Origin of the sequence: Roseateles agri (assembly GCF_034043675.1) — a bacterium.
Lineage (GTDB): Bacteria > Pseudomonadota > Gammaproteobacteria > Burkholderiales > Burkholderiaceae_C > KK5.
This window is the reverse complement of the sequence record NZ_JAXCLA010000005.1, coordinates 357,531-378,739: the sequence shown is the minus strand read 5'-3', so window position 1 is coordinate 378,739 and position 21,209 is coordinate 357,531. Positions and strand designations below refer to the sequence as shown.

At 67.0% G+C, this 21,209-nt stretch carries 15 protein-coding genes; 11 read left to right on the top strand and 4 right to left on the bottom strand.

All coding sequences use genetic code 11. The annotated features are described in order from the left end of the window. Positions 1-37: 37 nt before the first annotated feature. The 4 genes from SNE35_RS17240 to SNE35_RS17225 form a co-directional block, all read right to left on the bottom strand. Positions 38-3,007: a TonB-dependent receptor gene (locus SNE35_RS17240; RefSeq protein ID WP_320424164.1), complete on the bottom strand. Its 2,970-nt coding sequence runs from the start codon at positions 3,005-3,007 to the stop codon at positions 38-40. Between the two features lie 68 nt (positions 3,008-3,075). Then, positions 3,076-4,071 carry a LacI family DNA-binding transcriptional regulator gene (locus tag SNE35_RS17235; RefSeq protein ID WP_320424163.1) on the bottom strand — a complete coding sequence of 332 codons (996 nt, stop codon included), beginning with the start codon at positions 4,069-4,071 and terminating at the stop codon, positions 3,076-3,078. A 210-nt stretch (positions 4,072-4,281) separates the two neighbouring features. Beyond that, on the bottom strand, positions 4,282-7,326 hold the full coding sequence (locus tag SNE35_RS17230; protein ID WP_320424161.1) for a S8 family serine peptidase: 3,045 nt from the start codon (positions 7,324-7,326) through the stop codon (positions 4,282-4,284). A gap of 30 nt (positions 7,327-7,356) precedes the next feature. After that, positions 7,357-8,049 (bottom strand): NF038120 family PEP-CTERM protein, encoded by a 693-nt coding sequence (locus tag SNE35_RS17225; protein WP_320424160.1) that lies wholly within the window; start codon positions 8,047-8,049, stop codon positions 7,357-7,359. Positions 8,050-8,352: 303 nt separating this feature from the next. Between SNE35_RS17225 and SNE35_RS17220 the strand changes: the two genes are divergently transcribed. From SNE35_RS17220 to accD, 11 genes are all read left to right on the top strand, one after another. Then, on the top strand, positions 8,353-9,261 hold the full coding sequence (locus SNE35_RS17220) for a LysR family transcriptional regulator (RefSeq protein WP_320424158.1): 909 nt from the start codon (positions 8,353-8,355) through the stop codon (positions 9,259-9,261). Next, positions 9,258-10,673 carry a 3-isopropylmalate dehydratase large subunit gene (gene leuC, locus SNE35_RS17215; RefSeq protein ID WP_320424157.1) on the top strand — a complete coding sequence of 472 codons (1,416 nt, stop codon included), beginning with the start codon at positions 9,258-9,260 and terminating at the stop codon, positions 10,671-10,673. Before SNE35_RS17220 ends, leuC begins: the two co-directional genes overlap by 4 nt. A 2-nt stretch (positions 10,674-10,675) precedes the next feature. After that, positions 10,676-11,326 carry a 3-isopropylmalate dehydratase small subunit gene (gene leuD, locus SNE35_RS17210; protein WP_320424156.1) on the top strand — a complete coding sequence of 217 codons (651 nt, stop codon included), beginning with the start codon at positions 10,676-10,678 and terminating at the stop codon, positions 11,324-11,326. Between the two features lie 19 nt (positions 11,327-11,345). Next, positions 11,346-12,440 (top strand): 3-isopropylmalate dehydrogenase, encoded by a 1,095-nt coding sequence (gene leuB / locus SNE35_RS17205; RefSeq protein ID WP_320424155.1) that lies wholly within the window; start codon positions 11,346-11,348, stop codon positions 12,438-12,440. Positions 12,441-12,536: 96 nt separating this feature from the next. Beyond that, positions 12,537-13,649 (top strand): aspartate-semialdehyde dehydrogenase, encoded by a 1,113-nt coding sequence (gene asd, locus SNE35_RS17200; protein ID WP_320424154.1) that lies wholly within the window; start codon positions 12,537-12,539, stop codon positions 13,647-13,649. A gap of 254 nt (positions 13,650-13,903) precedes the next feature. Further along, complete coding sequence (locus tag SNE35_RS17195) at positions 13,904-16,690, top strand: motility hub landmark protein FimV (protein ID WP_320424153.1); 2,787 nt, start codon at positions 13,904-13,906, stop codon at positions 16,688-16,690. An 86-nt stretch (positions 16,691-16,776) separates the two neighbouring features. Continuing rightward, on the top strand, positions 16,777-17,562 hold the full coding sequence (gene truA / locus SNE35_RS17190) for a tRNA pseudouridine(38-40) synthase TruA (protein ID WP_320424152.1): 786 nt from the start codon (positions 16,777-16,779) through the stop codon (positions 17,560-17,562). Further along, complete coding sequence (locus tag SNE35_RS17185; protein ID WP_431312760.1) at positions 17,559-18,200, top strand: phosphoribosylanthranilate isomerase; 642 nt, start codon at positions 17,559-17,561, stop codon at positions 18,198-18,200. Before truA ends, SNE35_RS17185 begins: the two co-directional genes overlap by 4 nt. Positions 18,201-18,209: 9 nt before the next feature. After that, a complete protein-coding gene (gene trpB / locus SNE35_RS17180) occupies positions 18,210-19,454 on the top strand; it encodes a tryptophan synthase subunit beta (RefSeq protein WP_320424150.1) in 1,245 nt (414 codons plus the stop codon). Continuing rightward, the gene (gene trpA, locus SNE35_RS17175; protein WP_320424149.1) at positions 19,451-20,248 is read left to right on the top strand and encodes a tryptophan synthase subunit alpha; all 798 of its coding nucleotides are present in this window, start codon (positions 19,451-19,453) and stop codon (positions 20,246-20,248) included. The genes trpB and trpA overlap by 4 nt, the downstream gene beginning before the upstream one ends. 30 nt (positions 20,249-20,278) lie before the next feature. After that, complete coding sequence (gene accD / locus SNE35_RS17170; RefSeq protein ID WP_320424147.1) at positions 20,279-21,151, top strand: acetyl-CoA carboxylase, carboxyltransferase subunit beta; 873 nt, start codon at positions 20,279-20,281, stop codon at positions 21,149-21,151. The last annotated feature ends 58 nt before the right edge of the window (positions 21,152-21,209 follow it).

Genomic DNA, 21,209 nt, shown 5'->3' with positions numbered 1-21,209 from the left:
GGAGGAGGGCGGCGACTCGCCGCCCTGGGCTACGGGTTTAGAAACTGTACGAGGCCGTCAGCTTGTAGGTGCGCATGTCGCCGCGGACTCCGAGCTTTGAGCCGAAGTTGGCGTTGTCCCCGCCGAGGGCGTTCTGAGGATTGCCCGGTCCGCCGACCCAGTCGTCATAGGCGTTCCAGTTGGCGCGATTGAACAGGTTCAAAACGTCCGCGCGCAGGCGCAACGCACCGATGCCGAGCTTGAAGTCCTTGGACATGCCCAGGTCGAACTGGCTGAAGTTGCCCGAGTCGGCCTTGCGATAGACGCACTTGTCGAAGCCCTGGGAGCAGTCGGTGACCTTGTGAGGATTGCCCGTGTCGAAGGTCCATTTGCCGGACAGCCCCAGGCCCCAGGGCAGGCGGTCCGTGAAGCCGGCCACCACCAGGCGGTCCTGCGCCAGCAGCAAGGACGGGTTCCAGCCATGGGTGCCCTTGCCGTAGGTCCAGTCGAAGTCGTCTTCACCCCAGTCCTTGTTGGTCGTCTTGCCCTCGGCGTGCGTGTAGGCGACCGTGGCGCTCCAGCCGCTCGCGACCGTGTAGGGCTTCTCGATCTTGACGAAAAGGCTGGTCGTCTTGATCTGGCCAACGGTGTCGCCAAGGACCAGGTTGTGACCGGGACCTGCCGGGTTGCCGAACAGCGGGTCGATGATGCTTGCAGTGCCATATCCGCCGTTCGGATCGCGGTTGCCGCTGAACCAGATGAACTGGTTCTTGGCATGCTGTTGCGTCACCGCGATGTCAGCATTCCATTCGCCCAGGGCTTGGCGCACGCCAAGGCTGATCTGGTCGGCGAAGGGCATCTTGTAGTTGTTCTTGATCAGGTAGATGTCGCTGCTCTTCGGATCAATGTTGAACTGCGCGTTGTGCTGCAACTCTTGCAGGGCTTCATTTGCCATCGTGCGGTCATAGCTGCGGCCCCAGCCGCCGTAGATCACCGTGCTGCGGTCATCGGTCGTGTCGTAGGAAAAGCCCAGACGCGGCGCTAATGCGCCCTTGTAGGCCTTGCGTGCGTTACCGTTGGCGATGTACTCGCTGATGTCGACGCCGCCCTTCGCAATCGATTGAGCGTAGGTCTGCCCGGCTGGCACCGGAATGCCGGCGACACTTCCACGAGTGTCCGGTCCCAACAGCGCCGCGACAACGCTGGCCGGCGTGACGTAGCTGTTGTTCAGCATGTTGTCTTCGTAGTCCCAACGCGCGCCGAGCGAGAGTTCGAGCTTGCGCGTGACCGACCAATCGTCCTGCAGATAGATGCCGTACTGCTTGTTATTGAAGTTCACGTCGACCGGCTTGACGGCAGTGGTTATCTTGCATTGGTCGCTGCTCAAGCCAGTGGGGTCGATGGTGGTGCCCGTGCAAGCGCCATCGACGTAGTAGGGCTGACCGGTGGTCGGATTGATCAGGGTGTCGACAGCGGCTGAACCATACTGCGTGCCGCCCAGCCGGTACTTCATCAGCTTGAGCTGGGCACCGCCCTTGATCACGTGACCGTTGAGACCGGTGTAGGTGAGGTCATCCTTGAAGTAGATTTCGTCTTGCTTGCGATCTTGTTCGTCGGGCGAACCGCCGACCCAAATCACGTCTTGAGAATCGGTGAGCTTGTTGGAGGTGGGCGGCGAGTACTTGTAGCGGAACAAGGTCTGGCCCGTGACGGAGTGCGGGTTGAATCGCGAGTTGTCGAAACCCATCTTGGCTTCGTTGAGCCAGGGGCCCCGTGACCACTCGTGCGCGATGTCAAGGCGCGACTCCGTGGTCCGGGTGTCCTTCGCGGTGCTCGCAGCAGAGACGCCATCAGTGCCGAGCAGGTCATTGGCATGCTCGTCACGGACGGTGAAGCTCACGTCGAGCTTCTGCTCGTCGTTGATCTGGGCGGAGAGCTTGCCGAACAGCAGGTCCTCCTTGAACTTGCGGGTGTACTGGCCGAGCTCGTCCTTGAGTTGCGGAATGATGCCGGGAGAGCCAGGAAACTTGTCGAAGTTTCTGCCTGTGACCTGTATTGGGCGATCGATGGATTTGCCGTCATAGGCAAGGAAGAAATGCAGCTTGTCCTGGATGATGGGACCGCCCAGCGAGAAACCTTCCTCTACCTGTGAGAATGATGGGCGCGGAATGCCCGCCGCCTCGTTCTTCTTCTCGATCGGATCTTTGGCTTGCCAGTTGGAACCCGTGCGGTTGGCATAGACCTCGCCGTGGAATTCGTTGGTGCCCGACTTGGTGAGCGCCGTGACCGCCAGCGAGGTGACCTGGTCGTACTCCGCCTTGTAGTTCTGCGTCAGCACGCGGTATTCACCGATGGCGCCCTGCGGGAAGGGATTACCTTGGCTACTCTGCTGGCCGATGACGCCACCGCGCAGGATGTTGTTCTTGCGGCCCACGCCGTCAATGAAGAGGTTGACGCTGTCCTGGTTCTGCGCGCCGCCGCGGATGTGGGTGCTGCCGTCGGAGGCCGTCTCGAACTGCGCGCCTGGTGCCAGGTCAACGGCGGAGAGGAAGTTGCGCGTGGCTTGGGGCAGGTTCTCGATCATCTTGTTCGAGACGAGCGTGCTGACCTGCGTGTCGCGCGCTCCCTGGCGCTGTGCATTGCCGCTGACGACGACGGTGGAGAGCTGGTCGGTGCCGCTGGTGAGATCCAGCGTCGCGCTCTCGCCGACCGACAGGCTGACGAGGCTGCCCTGGCTGGCGCCGCCGACGCGGATTTCGTAGTTGCCCGGCTGCAGGCCCGGCAGCACGTAGCTGCCGTCAGCCAGTGTCTTGGTGCGGTAGGTGTTGCCGTTCGCCTTGTTGACGGCGAGGACTTCAGTGCCAGCCGGTGCGGACGCGCCAGCGGCGGTGATCGTGCCGCGAACAGTGGCGTTGGACGACTGCGCCTGCGCCGGCGGCAGCGCCGCAACGAGCAGGCCGCCGAGCAGGCCGGCGGCGAAGAGTTGCCGCACGAGCGTGCGCGGCTTCGGATGGGAGCGGGTGGTCATGGCGTTTGTCTCCTGGTGCTGCTTGTGTTGGTGTAAGACGCTCATTGGTGTTGCGGGAGGGAAATGAATCAGGGCGGGGGCTGGCTGGAATCGCGCACGATCAGCTCGACGTTCAGCAACTGGTCGAGCACGGGCTCGCTGTGGCTGTCGCCGATCTGCTGGACCAGGGCCTCGACGGCCAGGGTGCCGAGGCCGACGACCGGCACGCGGATCGTGGTCAGCGAGGGGCTCAGGTAGCGGGCGATGGGGATGTCGTCGAAGCCGGCGACGGCCATGTCCTGCGGGACGTGGACGCCGTTCTCGCGCAGGGCCGCGATCAGGCCCACGGCCATCATGTCGTTGCAGGCGAAGACCGCATCGGGCAGTTGCTTCATCGCCAGCAGCTCGTGGCCGGCGCGCCAGCCGGCGGCCTCGGTGAAGTCGCCCGGCAGCACCAGCGGTTGAGCACCGGAGGCCTGCACGGCGTCCGTGTAGCCCTGCTGGCGCGCCAGCGCCTCGGGGTTGCTGGCGGGGCCGCCGATCATCGCGATGTGCTGGCGGCCGTTGGTCTGCAGGTGCTCGACCATGCGGCGGGCGCCGCCGTAGTTGTCGACGCGGAAGGTCGGGTGGCTGCGGCCGGCCAGGCGGGTGTTCATCAGCACCACGGGCACGTCGCCCGGCAGGTTGCCGCGCAGGAAGTCCTCGTCCACGTGCGGGGACATCAGCAGGAAGCCGTCGACGCGGCCGGTCATCGCGCGCAGCGCGGCGGCGGCTTCGTCGGCGTCGCCATGCGAGCTGGACAGCAGAAGGTGCAGGCCGCGGGCGCGGGCGGCGAGGTCGATGCCGCGGATCAGTTCGGAGAAGTACTCGCCGTGCAGGTCGGGCAGCATCGCACCGATCGTCTGCGTACTGCGGGTGGACAGGCTGCGCGCGGCGCTGGACGGCACGAAGCGCAGCTCGGCGGCGGCGGCGAGCACGCGCTCGCGGGTCTCGGGCAGCACCTTCTCGGCGTCGTTCAGCGCGCGAGAAACGGTGGCGACCGACACGCCGGCGGCCTTGGCAACGTCACGAATCGTGGCGGGCATGAGTGGTCCTGTCTCCTGATCTTGTTTTGCGCGGGCAATGTAACCGGTTTCTGAAACCGTTTACATGACGGCATGGTCAGGCAGCTGGTTAAGTCTTGTCAACGGGGGTAGCCCCCGGGGATGTGGTGGCGTTGCCACCTGCGCGGCCGGAAATGAAAAAAGGGCTGCTCACGCAGCCCTTCGATCTAGGGGGGGGAGTTCGCTTAGCGTTTAGCGGTTGTCCACCAGCACCTTGGTCGATCCGATCTGCGCGGCGGAGCCGTCGAAGAAGTTCACCAGGCCCATATAGCGCGAGCCGGTCGGCACGTTCCAGCTGGCGGCGATCGACGAGCTGCCGCCCGGGAACACCGACGTCGGGCCGGCGGCCTTCAGCGTCGGCACGTCGGCGGACGGGCCGACGATCCAGGTCGACAGCTTGTAGGTCGCGCCGGTGGCCGGCGTGGCGTAGCCGGTCACGCGCACCGAGTAGTTGGCGGCGGTCGGGCTTTCCAGCGTCACGACTTCGTCGGACGAGCCGCCGGCGCTGGTGCCGACATTGGTGCCGGTGCAGTTGGCCGAGCGGAAGACGTCCATGTCGAGGTCGGTCGTGGCGCCTTGCGTGTCCGCCTGGAACAGCTGGAAGCGGGCGAAGGACATGCCGGCCGGCACGGTGAACGCGAAGCACTGGGTGGCGGGCGCCGTGATCGTGCTGGTCGTCACGATCGCCGGCACCAGGCCGATCGTCGACAGGCTCATCGTGCCGGTGTAGCTGGACTGTGCCGTGAAGACCACCGATCCGCGGCCGTTCGTGCGCACGTCCTGCACCTGGGCCGGCGCGGAGAAGGCGACGGCCTTGGCGCTCAGCGGGCTGGTGACCGAGACCACGCCGTCGCTCCAGGCCAGGCTGCCGAAGGTCCAGGCGCCGAGGTCGGCGGTGGTGCGCGTCAGCTTGGTGTCGAAGCTGGCGCTGGCGCCGGGCGCCAGGGTCAGGCTCGCCGGCGTCACGCTGACATCCCAGCCGGGCAGGCTGGTCGAGGCGACGTAGGTGCGCGTGGCCGGGCTCGTGTTCGTGACCTTGCGGGTCAGCGTACGTGAGATGACCACGGCATCGGCCTGCAGCGACGGCAGGTTCAGGTTCCAGGGCTTGATGCTGCCGAGCACGTCGCACTTGCCGAGGTTGGCTGGCGGCGCCAGGTTCTGGCCGCAGATGAAGCGGCCGTAATCGCTGATGTCCGTGTCATAGACCAGGCTGGGGATCGCGGCGCCGTTGGGGTTCAGGTGGCCGGAGCCGTAGTTCCAGCGCACGGGGTCGGCGGCGCCGCTGGACAGCTTGACCGTGGTGGTGGAGGTCATCAGCGCCGACTTGATCGCGGCGGGCGACCAGGTCGGGTAGAGCTGGCGCAGGATGGCCGCCGCGCCGGCGATGTGCGGCGTGGCCATCGAGGTGCCCGACAGCGTGCCGACGGCGGAGGGCGGCGTCAGCGTGCCGGCCACCACCTGGTTGCGCTGCGCGGTCGTCAGCGAGGCACGGACGCCCGCCACGATCGACGAGCCCGGCGCGGTGATGTCGGGCTTCATCACGTTCAGGTTGCCGAGGCCGGGTCCGCGCGACGAGAAGCTGGAGATCACCGGGGCGATGACGCCGGAGCGGTTGTAGCTGAGCCCGATCGTGCCCGTGCCGCCGGCCGTGGCCGCGTAGTCGCGCACGGCGCTGCGTGCGGTGCTCGGCAGTTGCACTGACGGGATCGTGTGGGCGTCGGCGACCGGCGTGGCGGTGTCGGGGTTCAGCAGCACCATGCCGATGCCGCCAACGCGCTTGACCTCGGCGGAGGCGGCCAGCCGGTTGGCGGCGGAGTTGGTGGTCTGGCGATCGCAGACGACGATCTTGCCCGCGGCGCCGGTCGGGTCCAGCGTGTTGGCCAGGCAGGTGTTGGCGTTGGCCACCGTCTGACCGGCGGCCGGGATATTGCTCGACAGCACCAGGCTGCCGCCGGTGACGCCGAAGAAGTTCCCGGAGAAGCCGCTGTAGGCGGCGCCGTTGCCCAGGGTCAGGTCACCGCCACCGGCGGCGCGGTCAACGGTGCCGGAGGCAGCCGTGGTCAGCCACGGGCCGATGTGCGCGACGGTGTTGGCCGCGGGGCCGTCGTTGCCCGCGGCGGCCACGACGAACACGCCGGCGGCCGTCGCGTTCAGGTAGGCGGTCTCGACCGGGTCGACGTAGTTGTTCTGCGTGCCGCTGACCGAGAAGTTGATGACGTCGGCACCGTCGGCCACCGCATCGTCGATCGCGCGCAGCGTGTCGGCGGTGTAGCAGCCGGTCTGCGTCGTCACGGTCGCCGTCCAGCAGACCTTGTAGATCGCCAGACGTGCCCGCGGTGCGACGCCCGACATGATGGCGGTCGTCACGCCCGAGCTGTTGACGACCTCGACGTTGCTGTTGCCGGAAGAGGTCGAGGCGGTATGCGAGCCGTGGCCGTCGCCGTCGCGCGGGGACATGTATTCCAGCGCTGCGGGAACGGCGCCGGAGGCCAGGAAATCGGCGGCGTAGAAGCGCGCGCCGATGACCTTGTTGTTGCACATGCTGGCGGTGAAGCCTTCGCCGGTCTGGCAGATGCCCGACCACTTGGCCGGCGGCGGGCCGTAGACGTCGGTACCGGTGGCGTAATAGGCCACCGGCTTGCCTGCGGCGTTCTGCTTGTCGCCGAAGTTGGGATCTTCTGGCCAGAAGCCGGTGTCGAGGTGGGCGACGATGATGTTCTCGCCCTTGATCTGGCGCGACATGCCGTCGAGCATCGACCAGACGCCGCCGGGCGCGGATTCACCCAGCATGTCCGGCGTGCGGGTGGTGTCGAGGTGGCGCAGTTCCGAAGGCGTCACCGAGACGACGTCGGCCGAGGCCATCAACTGCGCGGCCTGGGCGGGCGTCAGCACGGCGGCGAAGCCGTTGAAGGCGGTGCTGTAGGTATGCAGCGTGCGGACCTGGCCGCCCAGCCGGCCCAGGACGGTGGCGCGGCGCTGGTCCAGGTAGGCGACGTAGCTCTTCGCGGCCGCGGACTGGCTGTTCAGCCGTGCGCCCTTCACTGCCTTGGTGGCGGCCAGTCCGCGCTGGCCGCCGGTGTAGGTCGCCAGGGGCGGCTCGGCGAGTTGCACGATGTAGACGCTAGAGCTGCCGCTGGCGACCGGCGCGGCCACCACGGGTGCTTTGGAGAGTTGGGCGTGCGAGCTGGCTGCAGCGGCGAGCATGGCCACCGCGAATCCGATACGGGTCATCTTCATGGAAAGATCCTGTTCTTGTTCGGGTGGAAATCAGCGGGCGTCGCGGCGGGCACGGCCTGCGCGGCGGACCAGGCCCAGGCCCAGCAGGCCGAGCGCCATCGACAGCATCGTGGCCGGCTCAGGCACGGCCGAGGCAACGACGATGTCGTCGATCGCGAACTGGCCGTTGTTCATCGTCGGCACCGAGCAGGTCAGGCCGCCGATCAGCGTGCAGGAGCGGAACTCGATCGACTTGACGCTACCGAAGGCCGCGAAGTCGGCGGCGCTGGCATAGGTGCTGAACGGGAAATGGCTGGTGGCGCTGGAGGCGAAGGTCCAGTACGCAGAGACCGTCGAGTTGTCCTCCTTGATGCCGACTGCCACCAGCACGGTCGTCTGCGCCACCGCCGGCTCCTGCGGCACAAAGGCCGCCGAGAAGCCGCTCAGGCTGAACAGGCTGCCGTCGGTGCGGGCCAGGCTCAGCGTGGCGTCGTTGCCGTTGAAGTAGAACTGCGTGGCGTTGCCGGTCGGTGCCAGCGAGCCCAGCGAGGCAGCCACGTCGATGGTGCCGAAGCCCTGCGCCGTCGTCAGGGTGAAGTCGCCCTGGCTGAACGAGTCGCCGGGGAAGTAGAGGCCGGTCAGGTCCTGGGATTCGAAGTCGATCACCGCCGCGTGCGCGAGCGGCATGCCCAAGGTCGTGGCGATGGCGGCGGCGCGAATGAGCCGCCCAAAAATCTGTGTCATGAGAACTCCAGTTTTATGAGAAGAGGCGGTACCGACTGCAACGTCCGCAAGTGTTGTTGGCGCGAGGTCCGGGCACTGCTTCGAAGACCCTCACACACGGCTTACATTTCTTCACAGGTGGGGTGAAGGTGTGCGCCATACAAACCCTGACTGCTAGCTGAAATGTTGATCAGACAAACCCGGAGTACGACCCGGTTGGGCGATATGCGCGCGTTTTGAGTGGCTTTGAATCTTCGTCTACGGCGAAAGATCGATTGGCAAGTGCGGTAAATTCACACTTCCCCACGAAGCCATAATTTCGCCATGCGCCTGGACCTCACGACCCTGAACCTGATCCTCGCGATCGAGCAGACCCGCTCGATCACGCGTGGTGCGGAGCGCGAGCACCTGGCGCTGGCGGCCGCATCGAAGCGCGTGTCGGACCTGGAGGCTCGCCTGGGCGTCCAGCTGTTCGAGCGGCGCGCCCGCGGCGTCGAGCCGACCGAGGCGTGTCGCGCCCTGGTGCGGCACATCCGCTCGCTGCACGCTTCGCTGCATGCGCTGGAGAGCGAGGTCGTCGAGTTCGCACGCGGCATCAAGGGCCATCTGCGCATCGCCGCCAATACCGGTTCAATCGCCGAATGCCTGCCGCCGGACCTGGCCGCCTTTTCGCAGGCGCATCCGCAGATCCGCATCAGCCTGGAGGACACGACCAGCGCCGAGGCGCAGGCGGCCGTGGCCGAAGGGCGTGCCGACATCGGCCTGTTCACGCCGCCGCTGCTGGACAACCGCCTGCAGACTTGGAACTACGCGAAGAGCCGCCTCGCCGTGCTGGTGCCCAAGGGCCATGCCTTGGCCAAGCGCGAGAAGGTGAGCTTCTCGGACCTGCTCGACTACGACCTGATCGGCCTGCATGCCGGCGCCTCCGCGCAGGAGTTGATGCGCGAGCAGGCGCAGGCGCGCGGCCGCACGCTGAATGCGCGCCTGCAGGTGCGCGGCTTCGATGCGATCGCGCAACTGGTCGAAGCCGGGCTCGGCGTGGCCGTGCTGCCCGAAGGTCCGGCCGAACGTTTCTCCCGCGTGTTCGCGGTCCAGCTTGTCGGGCTCGACGAGACCTGGGCCGCCCGCGATTACTGCCTGGGCGTGTTGCGCCAGGAACGACTGCCCGCCGTGGTGCAGCGATTCGTCGATGCACTGTGCCCCGCTAAACCAGCAGAAAGCCAAAAGCCATGACTGTTGCAAGAACGCTTTACGACAAGCTCTGGGACGAACACGTCGTCCACACCGAGGAAGACGGCACGACCGTTCTCTACATCGACCGCCATCTGGTCCATGAGGTCACCAGCCCGCAGGCCTTCGAGGGCCTGGACCTGGCCGGCCGCAAGGTCTGGCGCCTGTCGGCGAACCTCGCCGTGTCCGACCACAACGTGCCCACGACCGACCGCAGCCAGGGCATCAGCGATCCGGTCTCCAAGCTGCAGGTGGACACGCTGGACGCGAACTGCGACCGCGTCGGCATCACGCAGTTCAAGATGAACGACAAGCGCCAGGGCATCGTCCACGTGATCGGCCCGGAGCAGGGCGCGACCCTGCCGGGCATGACGGTGGTCTGCGGTGACAGCCACACCTCCACGCACGGCGCCTTCGGCGCGCTGGCGCACGGTATCGGCACCTCGGAGGTCGAGCACGTGCTGGCCACGCAGACCCTGCTGGCCAAGAAGGCGAAGAACCTGCTGATCAAGGTCGAGGGCCAACTGCCCAAGGGCTGCGGCGCCAAGGACATCGTGCTGGCCATCATCGGCAAGATCGGCACGGCCGGCGGCACCGGCTACACGATCGAGTTCGGCGGCTCGGCGATCCGCGCGCTGTCGATGGAAGGCCGGATGACGGTCTGCAATATGGCGATCGAGGCGGGTGCGCGCGCCGGCCTGATCGCGGTGGACGACACGACGATCGCCTACTGCAAGGGCCGGCCGTTCTCGCCCAGCGGCGTCGAATGGAACCAGGCGGTGACTTACTGGAAGACGCTGCACTCGGATGCCGGCGCGCACTTCGACAAGGTCGTCGAGCTGGACGCGTCGCAGATCCGCCCGCAGGTCACCTGGGGCACCTCGCCGGAGATGGTGCTGGCGATCGACGATCGCGTGCCCGACCCTGACAAGGAGAAGGACGGCGTCAAGCGTGGCGCGATCGAGCGTGCGCTGACCTACATGAACCTGGAGCCGAACAAGCCCATCAGCGACATCACGATCGACAAGGTCTTCATCGGCTCCTGCACGAACAGCCGCATCGAGGACATGCGCGAGGCCGCGGCCGTCGTGCGCCGCTTGGGCGGACGCATCGCCAAGAACGTCAAGCTGGCGCTGGTGGTGCCGGGCTCGGGCTTGGTCAAGCAGCAGGCCGAGGCCGAGGGCCTGGACCAGGTGTTCAAGGGCGCCGGCTTCGAATGGCGCGAGCCGGGCTGCTCGATGTGCCTGGCGATGAACGCCGACCGGCTCGAGCCGGGCGAGCGCTGCGCTTCCACCAGCAACCGCAATTTCGAAGGCCGGCAAGGGCAGGGCGGCCGCACGCATCTGGTGAGCCCCGCGATGGCCGCTGCCGCGGCCATGGAAGGCCACTTCGTCGACATTCGCAGGATCTCGTAATCATGGACAAGTTCACCGTTCACAAGGGTCTCGTCGCCCCGATGGATCGCGCCAACGTCGACACCGACGCGATCATCCCCAAGCAGTTCCTGAAGTCGATCAAGCGCAGCGGCTTCGGCCCCAACCTGTTCGACGAATGGCGCTATCTGGACCACGGCGAGCCGGGTCAAGACCCGGCCTCGCGCAAGCCCAACCCCGACTTCGTGCTGAACCAGCCGCGCTACCAGGGCGCCTCGGTGCTGATCGCGCGCGACAACTTCGGCTGCGGCTCCAGCCGCGAGCACGCGCCCTGGGCGCTGGAACAGTACGGCTTCCGCGCCGTCATCGCGCCGAGCTTCGCCGATATCTTCTTCAACAACTGCTTCAAGAACGGCGTGCTGCCCATTCAGCTGCCCGAGGCCCAGGTGGCGCGCCTGTTCGACGAGGTGTTCGCCTTCCCGGGCTACCAACTGATCGTGGATCTGGCGCGCCAGGTCATCGTCAAGCCCGATGGCACGGAGCTGCCCTTCGACGTGCAGCCCTTCCGCAAGTACTGCCTGCTCAACGGCTTCGACGACATCGGCCTGACCTTGCGCCACGCGGACAAGATCAAGGCCTTCGAAGCCGAACGCATTGCCACCAAGCCCTGGCTGGGCAACCGCCTGGCCGGGTAAGGATCAAGGAACCCAGAACATGAAGATCGCAATCCTCCCCGGCGACGGCATCGGCCCGGAAATCATGGCCGAGGCCATCAAGGTCCTGAACGTGCTGGACCTGAAGTTCGAGATGGAAACGGCGCCGGTCGGCGGCGCGGCCTATGAAGCGGCCGGCCATCCGCTGCCCGAGGCGACGCTGAAGCTCGCGCTCGAATCGGACGCCGTGCTGTTCGGCGCCGTCGGCGACTGGAAGTACGACAAGCTCGAGCGCGCGCTGCGCCCGGAGCAGGCCATCCTCGGCCTGCGCAAGAACCTGGGCCTGTTCGCCAACTTCCGCCCGGCCATCTGCTACCCGCAGCTGACGCATGCCTCCAGCCTGAAGCCGGAACTGGTGGCCGGCCTGGACATCCTGATCATCCGGGAGCTGACCGGCGACATCTACTTCGGCCAGCCGCGCGGCCGCCGCACGGCGGTGGACGGCCACTTCCCCGGCGCCGAGGAGGCCTTCGACACGATGCGCTACTCGCGTCCGGAGATCGAGCGCATCGCCCACGTCGCCTTCCAGGCCGCGCGCCTGCGCAACAAGCGCGTCACCTCGGTGGACAAGGCCAACGTGCTGGAGACCTTCCAGTTCTGGAAGGACGTGGTCACCGAGGTCCACGCGCAGTACCCGGACGTCGAGCTGGATCACATGTACGTGGACAACGCCGCGATGCAGCTCGTGCGGGCGCCGAAGAAGTTCGACGTGGTCGTGACCGGCAATATGTTCGGCGACATCCTCTCGGACGAGGCGGCGATGCTGACCGGCTCGATCGGCATGCTGCCCTCGGCCTCGTTGGACAAGAACAACAAGGGCCTGTACGAGCCCAGCCACGGCAGTGCGCCGGACATCGCGGGCAAGGGTCTGGCGAATCCTCTGGCTACAATCCTCTCCGCTGCCATGATGCTCAAGTTCTCCCTCCGCCAACCCGAAGCCGCCGCTCGTATCGAAGCGGCTGTCGGCGCTGTGCTGAGCCAGGGTCTGCGTACCGCGGACATCTGGAGCGAGGGCACCCAGAAGGTGGGCACGCGCGAGATGGGTGATGCGGTCGTTGCCGCCATCACCACCACGACCAAAACCATTAAGGGCTAGTTCAGCTCCGGTTCGTCTCGCCCCTACAAACCCGGCGACCGAGCCGGGGCAAGAAGAACCCAAGGGTTTGTTTTTGTAGGCAAAAGGAAGAGCGAAATGACGACTTTGGTAGGACTCGTAGGCTGGCGCGGCATGGTCGGCTCGGTGCTGATGGACCGCATGGCGGCAGAACGTGACTTTGATCTGATCGAGCCGCTGTTCTTCAGCACCAGCAATGCCGGCGGCGCCGCACCCTCGTTCACGAAGAACGAGACCAAGCTGCAGAACGCCTTCGACATCGAGCAGCTCAAGCGCTGCGAGATCATCATCACCGCGCAGGGCGGTGACTACACGACCGAAGTCTTCCCCAAGCTGCGCGCGGCCGGCTGGAACGGCCACTGGATCGACGCGGCCTCCACGCTGCGCATGGCCGATGACGCGGTCATCATCCTGGACCCGGTCAACATGCCGGTGGTCAAGGACGCGCTGGCCAAGGGCGGCCGCAACTGGATCGGCGGCAACTGCACCGTCTCCTGCATGCTGATGGGCGTCGGCGCGCTGTACAAGGCCGGCCTCGTCGAATGGATGAGCACGCAGACCTACCAAGCGGCCTCGGGCGGCGGCGCGCAGCACATGCGCGAACTGCTGACGCAGTACGGCACGCTGAACGCCGCGGTGAAGGGCCTGCTGGACGACCCGAAGAGCGCGATCCTCGAGATCGACCGTCAGGTCATCGCTAAGCAGCGTTCGCTCTCCGCTGAAGAGACGGCCAATTTCGGCGTGCCGCTGGGCGGCTCGCTGATCCCCTGGATCGACAAGGACCTGGGCAACGGCATGTCCAAGGAAGAGTGGAAGGGCATGGCCGAGACGAACAAGATCCTCGGCTCCGGCGCCATTCCCGTCGACGGCTTCTGCGTGCGTGTCGGCGCGATGCGCTGCCACAGCCAGGCCCTGACCTTCAAGCTCAAGAAGGACGTGCCGCTGGCCGACATCGAGGCCATGATCGCGGCCGACAACGAGTGGGTGAAGGTGGTGCCCAACACCCGCGAAGCAACCATCCGCGACCTGACCCCGGTCGCCGTCACCGGCACGATGACGATCCCGGTCGGCCGCCTGCGCAAGCTGGCGATGGGCCCCGAATACCTCGGCGCGTTCACCATCGGTGACCAGTTGCTGTGGGGCGCGGCGGAGCCGCTGCGCCGCATGCTGCGCATCCTGCTGGACCAGTAAGGCCACTCGGAGACGTTGCCGGCGAACGACAGACGCCGGTAACGGGGCGTGATTGAGCGGCGAGGCGTCCGCAATTCACGCTTTTCGTGAGGGTTGGAGCGTATATGCTTGCCGCTGTTGTGATTTCGAATCCGTGAGATGGATCGATACATCGGGCCGAGGGGCAGCATCGTGGTTACAGCGATCGCAGAGAACATAACTGTCAAAACAGGCGGACACCGGTCGGTGCCCGCCTTGTTGCTTTGGGGAACGCCTTGAAAAACGAAAACCGCGCTCCGGACGCCCAGGGACGCTTCGCCCTGAACCACATTGCAGCGGCACTGGCCCTGGCAACGGCCGCCGCCAGCATGCCTGCCTGGGGCCTGGGCCTCGGCCGGCTGCAGGTTCAGTCCGCGCTGGGCGAGACCCTCAAGGCCGAGATCGATCTCACCAGCCTCAGTTCCGAGGAAGCCGGCACGCTGAAGGTGCGCGTGGCGCCGCCCGAGCTCTATCGCAGCAACGGCGTCGACTACAACGCCGTGCTGACCGGCACGCAGGTCCAGGTGCAGAGCGTCGGCGGCCGCAACGTGCTGCGCATCAGCAGCGACCGTGCAGTGCAGGAACCCTTCATCGACGTGATCCTGGAGCTGAGCTGGTCCAGCGGTCGCCTGGTGCGCGAGTACACGTTGCTGTTCGATCCGCCGAGCTCGCCGAAACCCATCGTGGCCCCGCCGGCCGTCGCCACCGCACCGGCGATCTCGCCGGCCACGCCGCAGCCGGTGCCCGCACCGCCGCCGGCCACGACCACCGCACTGGCACCCGCACCGGCGCCCGAGGCTCGTCCCTCCGCACCCCCGGCCAGCCGCCCGCGCACCGAGCCCAAGCCCGAGGTCCGCGCGGAAGCTCCGGCCCCGATGCCGAAGCCGCCCGCCGTTGTCGGCGGTCCGGCGCCCAAGCCGGCACCTGCTGCCCCTGCGCCCAGCACGGCCGCCAGCGAATACACGGTCAAGCCCGGCGATACCTTGTCGCGGATCGCCGGCAAGACACAGGCACCCGGCATCTCGCTGGACCAGATGCTGGTGGGTCTGTACCGCGCCAATCCTGATGCCTTTGTTGGCGACAACATGAACCGGCTGAAGGCCGGTGCCGTGCTGCAGGTGCCTGCCAGCGACACGCTGGGCGCTCTGCCCAGCGCTGAGGCTCGCCAGGTCATCCAGGCGCAGAGCGCCGACTTCAGCGCCTACCGCCAGCGCCTGGCCGGCGCTGCGCCGACCTTGCAGGCCGAGGCCAATGAGCGTCAGGCCAAGGGCAAGGTGCAAGCCGCCGTCGAGGACAAGAAGCCAGCGGCATCCACTGCGCCGGACAAGCTGACGCTCAGCAAGGCCGCCAGCGCGGCCGCCGAGACCAAGGCCTCGAAGGAAACCGAGAAGAAGGACGCCGCGACCCGCATCGCGGAGCTGACCCGCAACGTCGACGACCTGAAGAAGCTGTCGAGCGCGGCGAAGCCATCGGCCCCGGCCGCCGAACCGGCACCGCCGCCGGCCGCCGCGCCTGCGCCGGCCCCTGCTTCCGCGCCCACCGTGGTTGCCGCGGCGCCCGCTCCAGCTCCCGCCTCGGCGCCTGCCGCCGAAGCTTCCGGCCCCGCCGTCGTCGCGCCCAAGCCGGCCGCCAGCCGGCCCGCTCCGCCGCCGCCGGTTGCGCCGCAGCAGCCGGAGTCCAGCATGCTGGACCAGTTGATGGACAGCCCGCTGATGCTGGCTTTGGCCGCTTTGGTGGCGGCCGGCCTCGTCGGCTTCGGCCTCACGCGCCTGCGCAAGCGCCCGTCTGCCGGCAAGGCGGACACCGGCTTCAACGAAAGCCGGCTGCAGCCCGATTCCTTCTTTGGGGCCTCCGGCAGCGCCCGCGTGGACACGCGCGATGGCGCCAGCAACGGCGCTTCGTCGATGAGCTATTCGCTGAGCCAGCTGGACGCGATCGGCGATGTCGACCCGGTGGCCGAGGCTGACGTCTACCTGGCCTATGGCCGCGACCTGCAGGCCGAAGAGATCCTCAAGGAAGCGCTGCGCGCCAACCCCGAGCGCTTGGCGATCCGGCTGAAGCTGCTCGAGGTCTACGCCAAGCGCCGCGACTCCAAGGGCTTCGAGCAACTAGCGATCCAGCTGTATGCCGAGACCCATGGCAGCGGCGACGATTGGGCGCGCGCCCAGGAACTCGGCCGCCAGATCGACGCCGACAACCCGCTGTACCAGCCGGGCGGGGCGCCGAAGGTGCCCGAATCCGGCCCGGTCGTGCATCCCGAACCGATGGACGCCAGCACGCTGCCGCAGACGGTCAGCACGCCGACCGGCCACCTGGCCCACATGGCGACCGAACCGCTGGCGCTGCCGCCGGGCGGCCGCGACGCCGGCCCGCCGAGCGGCTTCGGGCTGGACCTGGATCTGGACCTCGACTCTCCCACGACGCCGGGCCAGTTCCCGCCCACCGCGATGGATGCCACGCAGGCCCTGCCGGCCAGCGCCGAGCATGCGCCGATGGCGATGGACTTCGACCTGTCCGAGCCGGCGTCGCCTCCGGCTGCGCAGGACACCGCCAGCGGCACCGATCTGCAGTTCGACCTGGACGATTTCGGTTCGGGCAACTCCAGCTTCGCCAACGATGTGCCGCGGACCATCCCGTCGCAGCACACGCCCGCGGACCCGAACGCGCTGGACTTCGACATCGGCTCGATCAACCTCGACCTTCCCGGCGCTGAGCCCACGACCGAGGCAAAGCCGCAGCAGAAGACCGAGATCCTGCCGGTGCCCGATGCCTTCGACGACCCGATGACCGCGCTGACCGAGCGGCCGCCCGAGTCGCTGGACTTCGGCGAGGTGGGCGACCTTGGCGCCCTCGAAGGCGCCGACCTGGCCGACGATCCGCTGCAGCGCCAACTGGAGCTGGCCGACGAATTCCGCCAGATCGGCGATACCGAAGGCGCCCGTGAAGTCCTGCAGGAACTGATCGGTAAGGCCGACGGCGAGCTGAAGGCCAAGGCGCAGGCGATGCTCAACGGCCTGCGCTGAAGCGCGCGTCGGATAATCGAGGGGCGCCCGGGTTTCCGGGCGCCTTTTTGTTTGCTTGAAGTCTTTTGCCTGGAGTCTGTTTACACATGCGCGTAGCGCTCGGAGTTTCGTATCGCGGCCAGGGCTATACCGGCTGGCAGAGCCAGCCGCACGGCCGCACGGTGCAGGACCGGCTGGAGGCCGCGCTCTCGCAGTTCGCCGACACGCCGATCCGCACGCTCTGCGCCGGCCGTACCGACACGGGCGTGCACGGCCTGAACCAGGTGATCCACTTCGACACCGAGGTGCAGCGCGAGCTGTTCTCGTGGGTGCGCGGCACCAACCGCTACCTGCCGGCGGATATCGCCATCCAGTGGTGCGTGTTCCCTGAAGATGAACAGTTCCATGCCCGCAACTCCGCTCAAGGGCGGCGTTATGCCTACCTGCTGCTGGAGTCGGCGGTCCGCCCAGCGATCGAATCCGGCTCGGCCGGCTGGGTGTTCCGCCCGCTGGACGGCGAGGCGATGCGCCGCGCCGCGGCGCTCCTGATCGGCGAGCACGATTTTTCCTCGTTCCGCTCGGCCGAGTGCCAGGCCGCCTCGCCGGTGAAGACGGTCCGCACCGTCGAGATCCACCGCCGCGGCGCCTACTGGCGCTTCGAGTTCGACGCCTCGGCCTTCCTGCACCACATGGTGCGCAACATCATGGGTTGCCTGCTGGCGGTCGGCACCGGCGCCAAGCCGCCCGAGTGGATCACCGAGGTGATCGCCGCGCGCGACCGCGACGCGGCGGCGCCGACCTTTGCCCCTGACGGGCTCTATTTCGTGGGCCCGTACTACGATCCGCGCCACGGGATTCCGCCGCGGGTCCCTTCGATGGATTGGTTGCCGTGACGAAGATCAAGATTTGTGGGTTGACGCGCGAAGAGGATGTCGATGCCGCCATCGAAGCCGGCGCCGACGCGATCGGTTTCGTGATGTACGAGAAGAGCGCGCGCCACGTGACGCCGCAACGCGCGGCCGAACTGGCGCGGCGGCTGCCGCCCTTCGTTACGCCGGTGTGCCTGTACGTCAACGCCTCGGCGGACCTGATCGGCCGCACGCTGCAGGCGATCCCGAATCAGCTGATGCAGTTCCATGGCGACGAGCGCCCGGCCGCCTGCAACTGGTTCGGCCGGCCCTACCTGCGCGCCGCGCGGATGGAGCCGGGCTTCGATTTGCTAGACTTCGCATCTCAATTCTCGAACGCGCAGGCCATCCTTCTTGACGCTCATGTCGAAGGTTATGGCGGTGGCGGAAAGGTCTTCGATTGGTCGCTCATTCCCGCAAACGTGCCCTCTCCAGTCGTTTTGTCTGGTGGGTTGCATGCCGGAAATGTGGCCGAAGGGATGCTCGCGGTCCGGCCCTGGGCCGTTGACGTGAGTTCCGGCGTCGAGGGTGCCGCCAAAGGCATCAAGGACGCCGCCCTGATCCGTCAGTTCTGCGATGCCGTGAGGCAAGCTGATCAGCAGATCGCAGCACTGCAAGCCTGAGAGTTTGAAATGACGTATTCCCAACCCGATGCCCGTGGGCATTTCGGTCCCTATGGCGGCAGCTTCGTCGCCGAAACCCTGGTCCATGCCCTGGACGAACTGAAGGACGCCTACGAGCACTACTCGAAGGATCCTGAGTTCATCAGGGAGTTCAAGCACGAGCTGGCCCACTTCGTTGGCCGCCCGAGCCCGATCTATCACGCCGACCGGCTCAGCCGCGAACTAGGTGGGGCGCAGATCTTCCTCAAGCGCGAGGACCTGAACCACACCGGCGCGCACAAGGTCAACAACACGATCGGCCAGGCCCTGCTCGCCAGGCGCATGGGCAAGAAGCGTGTGATCGCCGAGACCGGCGCCGGCCAGCACGGCGTGGCCACGGCCACGATCTGCGCGCGCTACGGCATCGAGTGCGTCGTCTACATGGGCAGCGAGGACGTGAAGCGCCAGTCGCCGAATGTCTACCGGATGAAGCTGCTGGGCGCGCAGGTCGTGCCTGTCGAATCCGGCTCGAAGACCCTGAAGGACGCGCTGAACGAGGCGATGCGCGACTGGGTGACGAACATCGAGTCGACCTTCTACATCATTGGCACCGTGGCCGGCCCGCACCCCTATCCGATGATGGTGCGCGACTTCCAGCGCGTGATCGGTGATGAGTGCCTGCTGCAGATGCCCGAGATGACGGGCCGCCAGCCGGACGCGGTGATCGCCTGCGTTGGCGGCGGGTCGAATGCCATCGGCATCTTCTACCCGTACATCGAACACAAGGACGTGCGCCTGATCGGCGTGGAAGCGGCGGGGCAGGGCGTCGAGTCGGGCAAGCACGCGGCCACGCTGACGGCCGGCTCGCCCGGCGTGCTGCACGGCAACCGCACCTACCTGCTGCAGGACGCGGATGGCCAGATCATCGAGACGCATTCGATCTCCGCCGGCCTGGACTACCCCGGCGTCGGACCCGAGCACTCCTACCTGAAGGACATCGGCCGCGCCGAGTACGTCGGCATCACCGACAAGGAGGCGCTGGAGGCTTTCCACCGGCTCTGTCGCACCGAAGGCATCATCCCGGCGCTGGAATCGAGCCACGCGGTCGCGCATGCGATGAAGGTCGCTCCGACGATGCGGCCCGACCAGCACCTGCTCGTCAACTTGTCCGGGCGGGGCGACAAGGACATCGGCACGGTCGCCGACCTGTCGGGCGCGAAGGTGTACGACCAGCCTTCGCAGGCCGGCCACACCGTGAAGGGAGCTGCGCAATGAGCCGCATCGCTACCACCTTCGACAAGCTCAAGCAGCAGGGCCGCAAGGCGCTGATCCCCTTCGTCACTGCCGGCGATCCGTATCCGGACGCTACCGTCGAGCTGATGCTGGCGATGGCCGATGCCGGCGCCGACGTGATCGAGCTGGGCGTGCCGTTCTCCGATCCGATGGCCGACGGCCCGGTGATCCAGCGCGCCGGCGAGCGGGCGCTGAAGCACAAGATCGGCCTCACGCAGGTGCTCGACTACGTGCGCCAGTTCCGCGCGAAGAACGACACCACGCCGGTCGTGCTGATGGGCTATGCCAACCCGGTCGAGCGCTACGGCACCGATCGCTTCACCGTGGACGCGAAGGCGGCCGGCGTGGACGGCGTGCTGATCGTCGACTACCCGCCCGAGGAGTGCGAGGACTTCGCCGCCGCGCTGAAGAAGGCGGGCCTGGACCTGATCTTCCTGCTGGCGCCGACCTCCACCGAGTCGCGCATCAAGCGCATCGGCGAGCTGGCCAGCGGCTACGTCTACTACGTCTCGCTGAAGGGCGTGACCGGCGCCGGCCACCTGAATACCGATGCGGTGGCGCAGGCGGTGCCGCGCATCCGCCAGCACGTGAAGATCCCGGTCGGCGTGGGTTTCGGCATCCGCGATGCTCAGACGGCGCGCGCGGTGGCGGCCCATTCGGACGGCGTCGTCATCGGCTCGCGGCTGGTGGAACTGCTGGAGGCTCAGCCGCGCGATAATGTCGCGTTGACCGGTGCGCAGTTCATCCACGAGATCCGGACTGCGCTCGACGCCTGATCTCACCGTTATGTCGAAAAGGAATCTGCAATGAGTTGGCTCGAAAAACTCCTGCCGCCCAAGATGCAGCAGCAAGACCCGAACGAGCGCCGCACGGTGCCCGAGGGTCTGTGGATCAAGTGCCCCTCCTGCGAAACGGTGCTGTACAAGACCGACCTGGAGCAGAACGTCAATGTCTGCCCCAAGTGCGGCCACCATCACCGCATCGGCGCCCGCGCGCGGCTGAATGCCTTCCTCGACGGCGAAGGTCGCTACGAGATCGGCCAGGAGGTGCTGCCGGTCGACGCGCTGAAGTTCAAGGACAGCAAGAAGTACCCTGACCGGCTGAAGGAAGCGCTGGAGAACACCGGCGAGACCGATGCGCTGGTCGTCATCGGCGGCGCCGTGATGAGCGTGCCCGTCGTCGTGGCCTGCTTCGAGTTCGACTTCATGGGCGGCTCGATGGGCTCCGTCGTCGGCGAGCGCTTCGTGCGCGGCGTCGAGACGGCGCTGGAGCAGAAGACGCCGTTCATCTGCTTCACCGCCACCGGCGGCGCGCGGATGCAGGAAGGCCTGCTCTCGCTGATGCAGATGGCCAAGACCAATGCCGCGCTGACGCGACTGGCCAAGGCGAAGCTGCCCTACATCAGCGTGCTGACCGATCCGACGATGGGCGGCGTGTCCGCCAGCTTCGCGTTCGTGGGTGACATCGTGATCGCCGAGCCGAAAGCGCTGATCGGCTTCGCCGGCCCGCGCGTGATCGAGAACACGGTGCGCGAGAAGTTGCCCCCGGGCTTCCAGCGCGCCGAGTTCCTGCTGGAGAAGGGCGCGGTGGACATGATCACCGACCGCCGCCAACTGCGCGAAACGATCGCCCGCCAGCTCGCGATGCTGCAGCGCCAGAGCGCCGACGCGGTCGCCTGAGAGTCGACCACCCTGTAGTTCGACGGCCAGGCCCGCAGGGTCTGGCCGTTATGTTTTG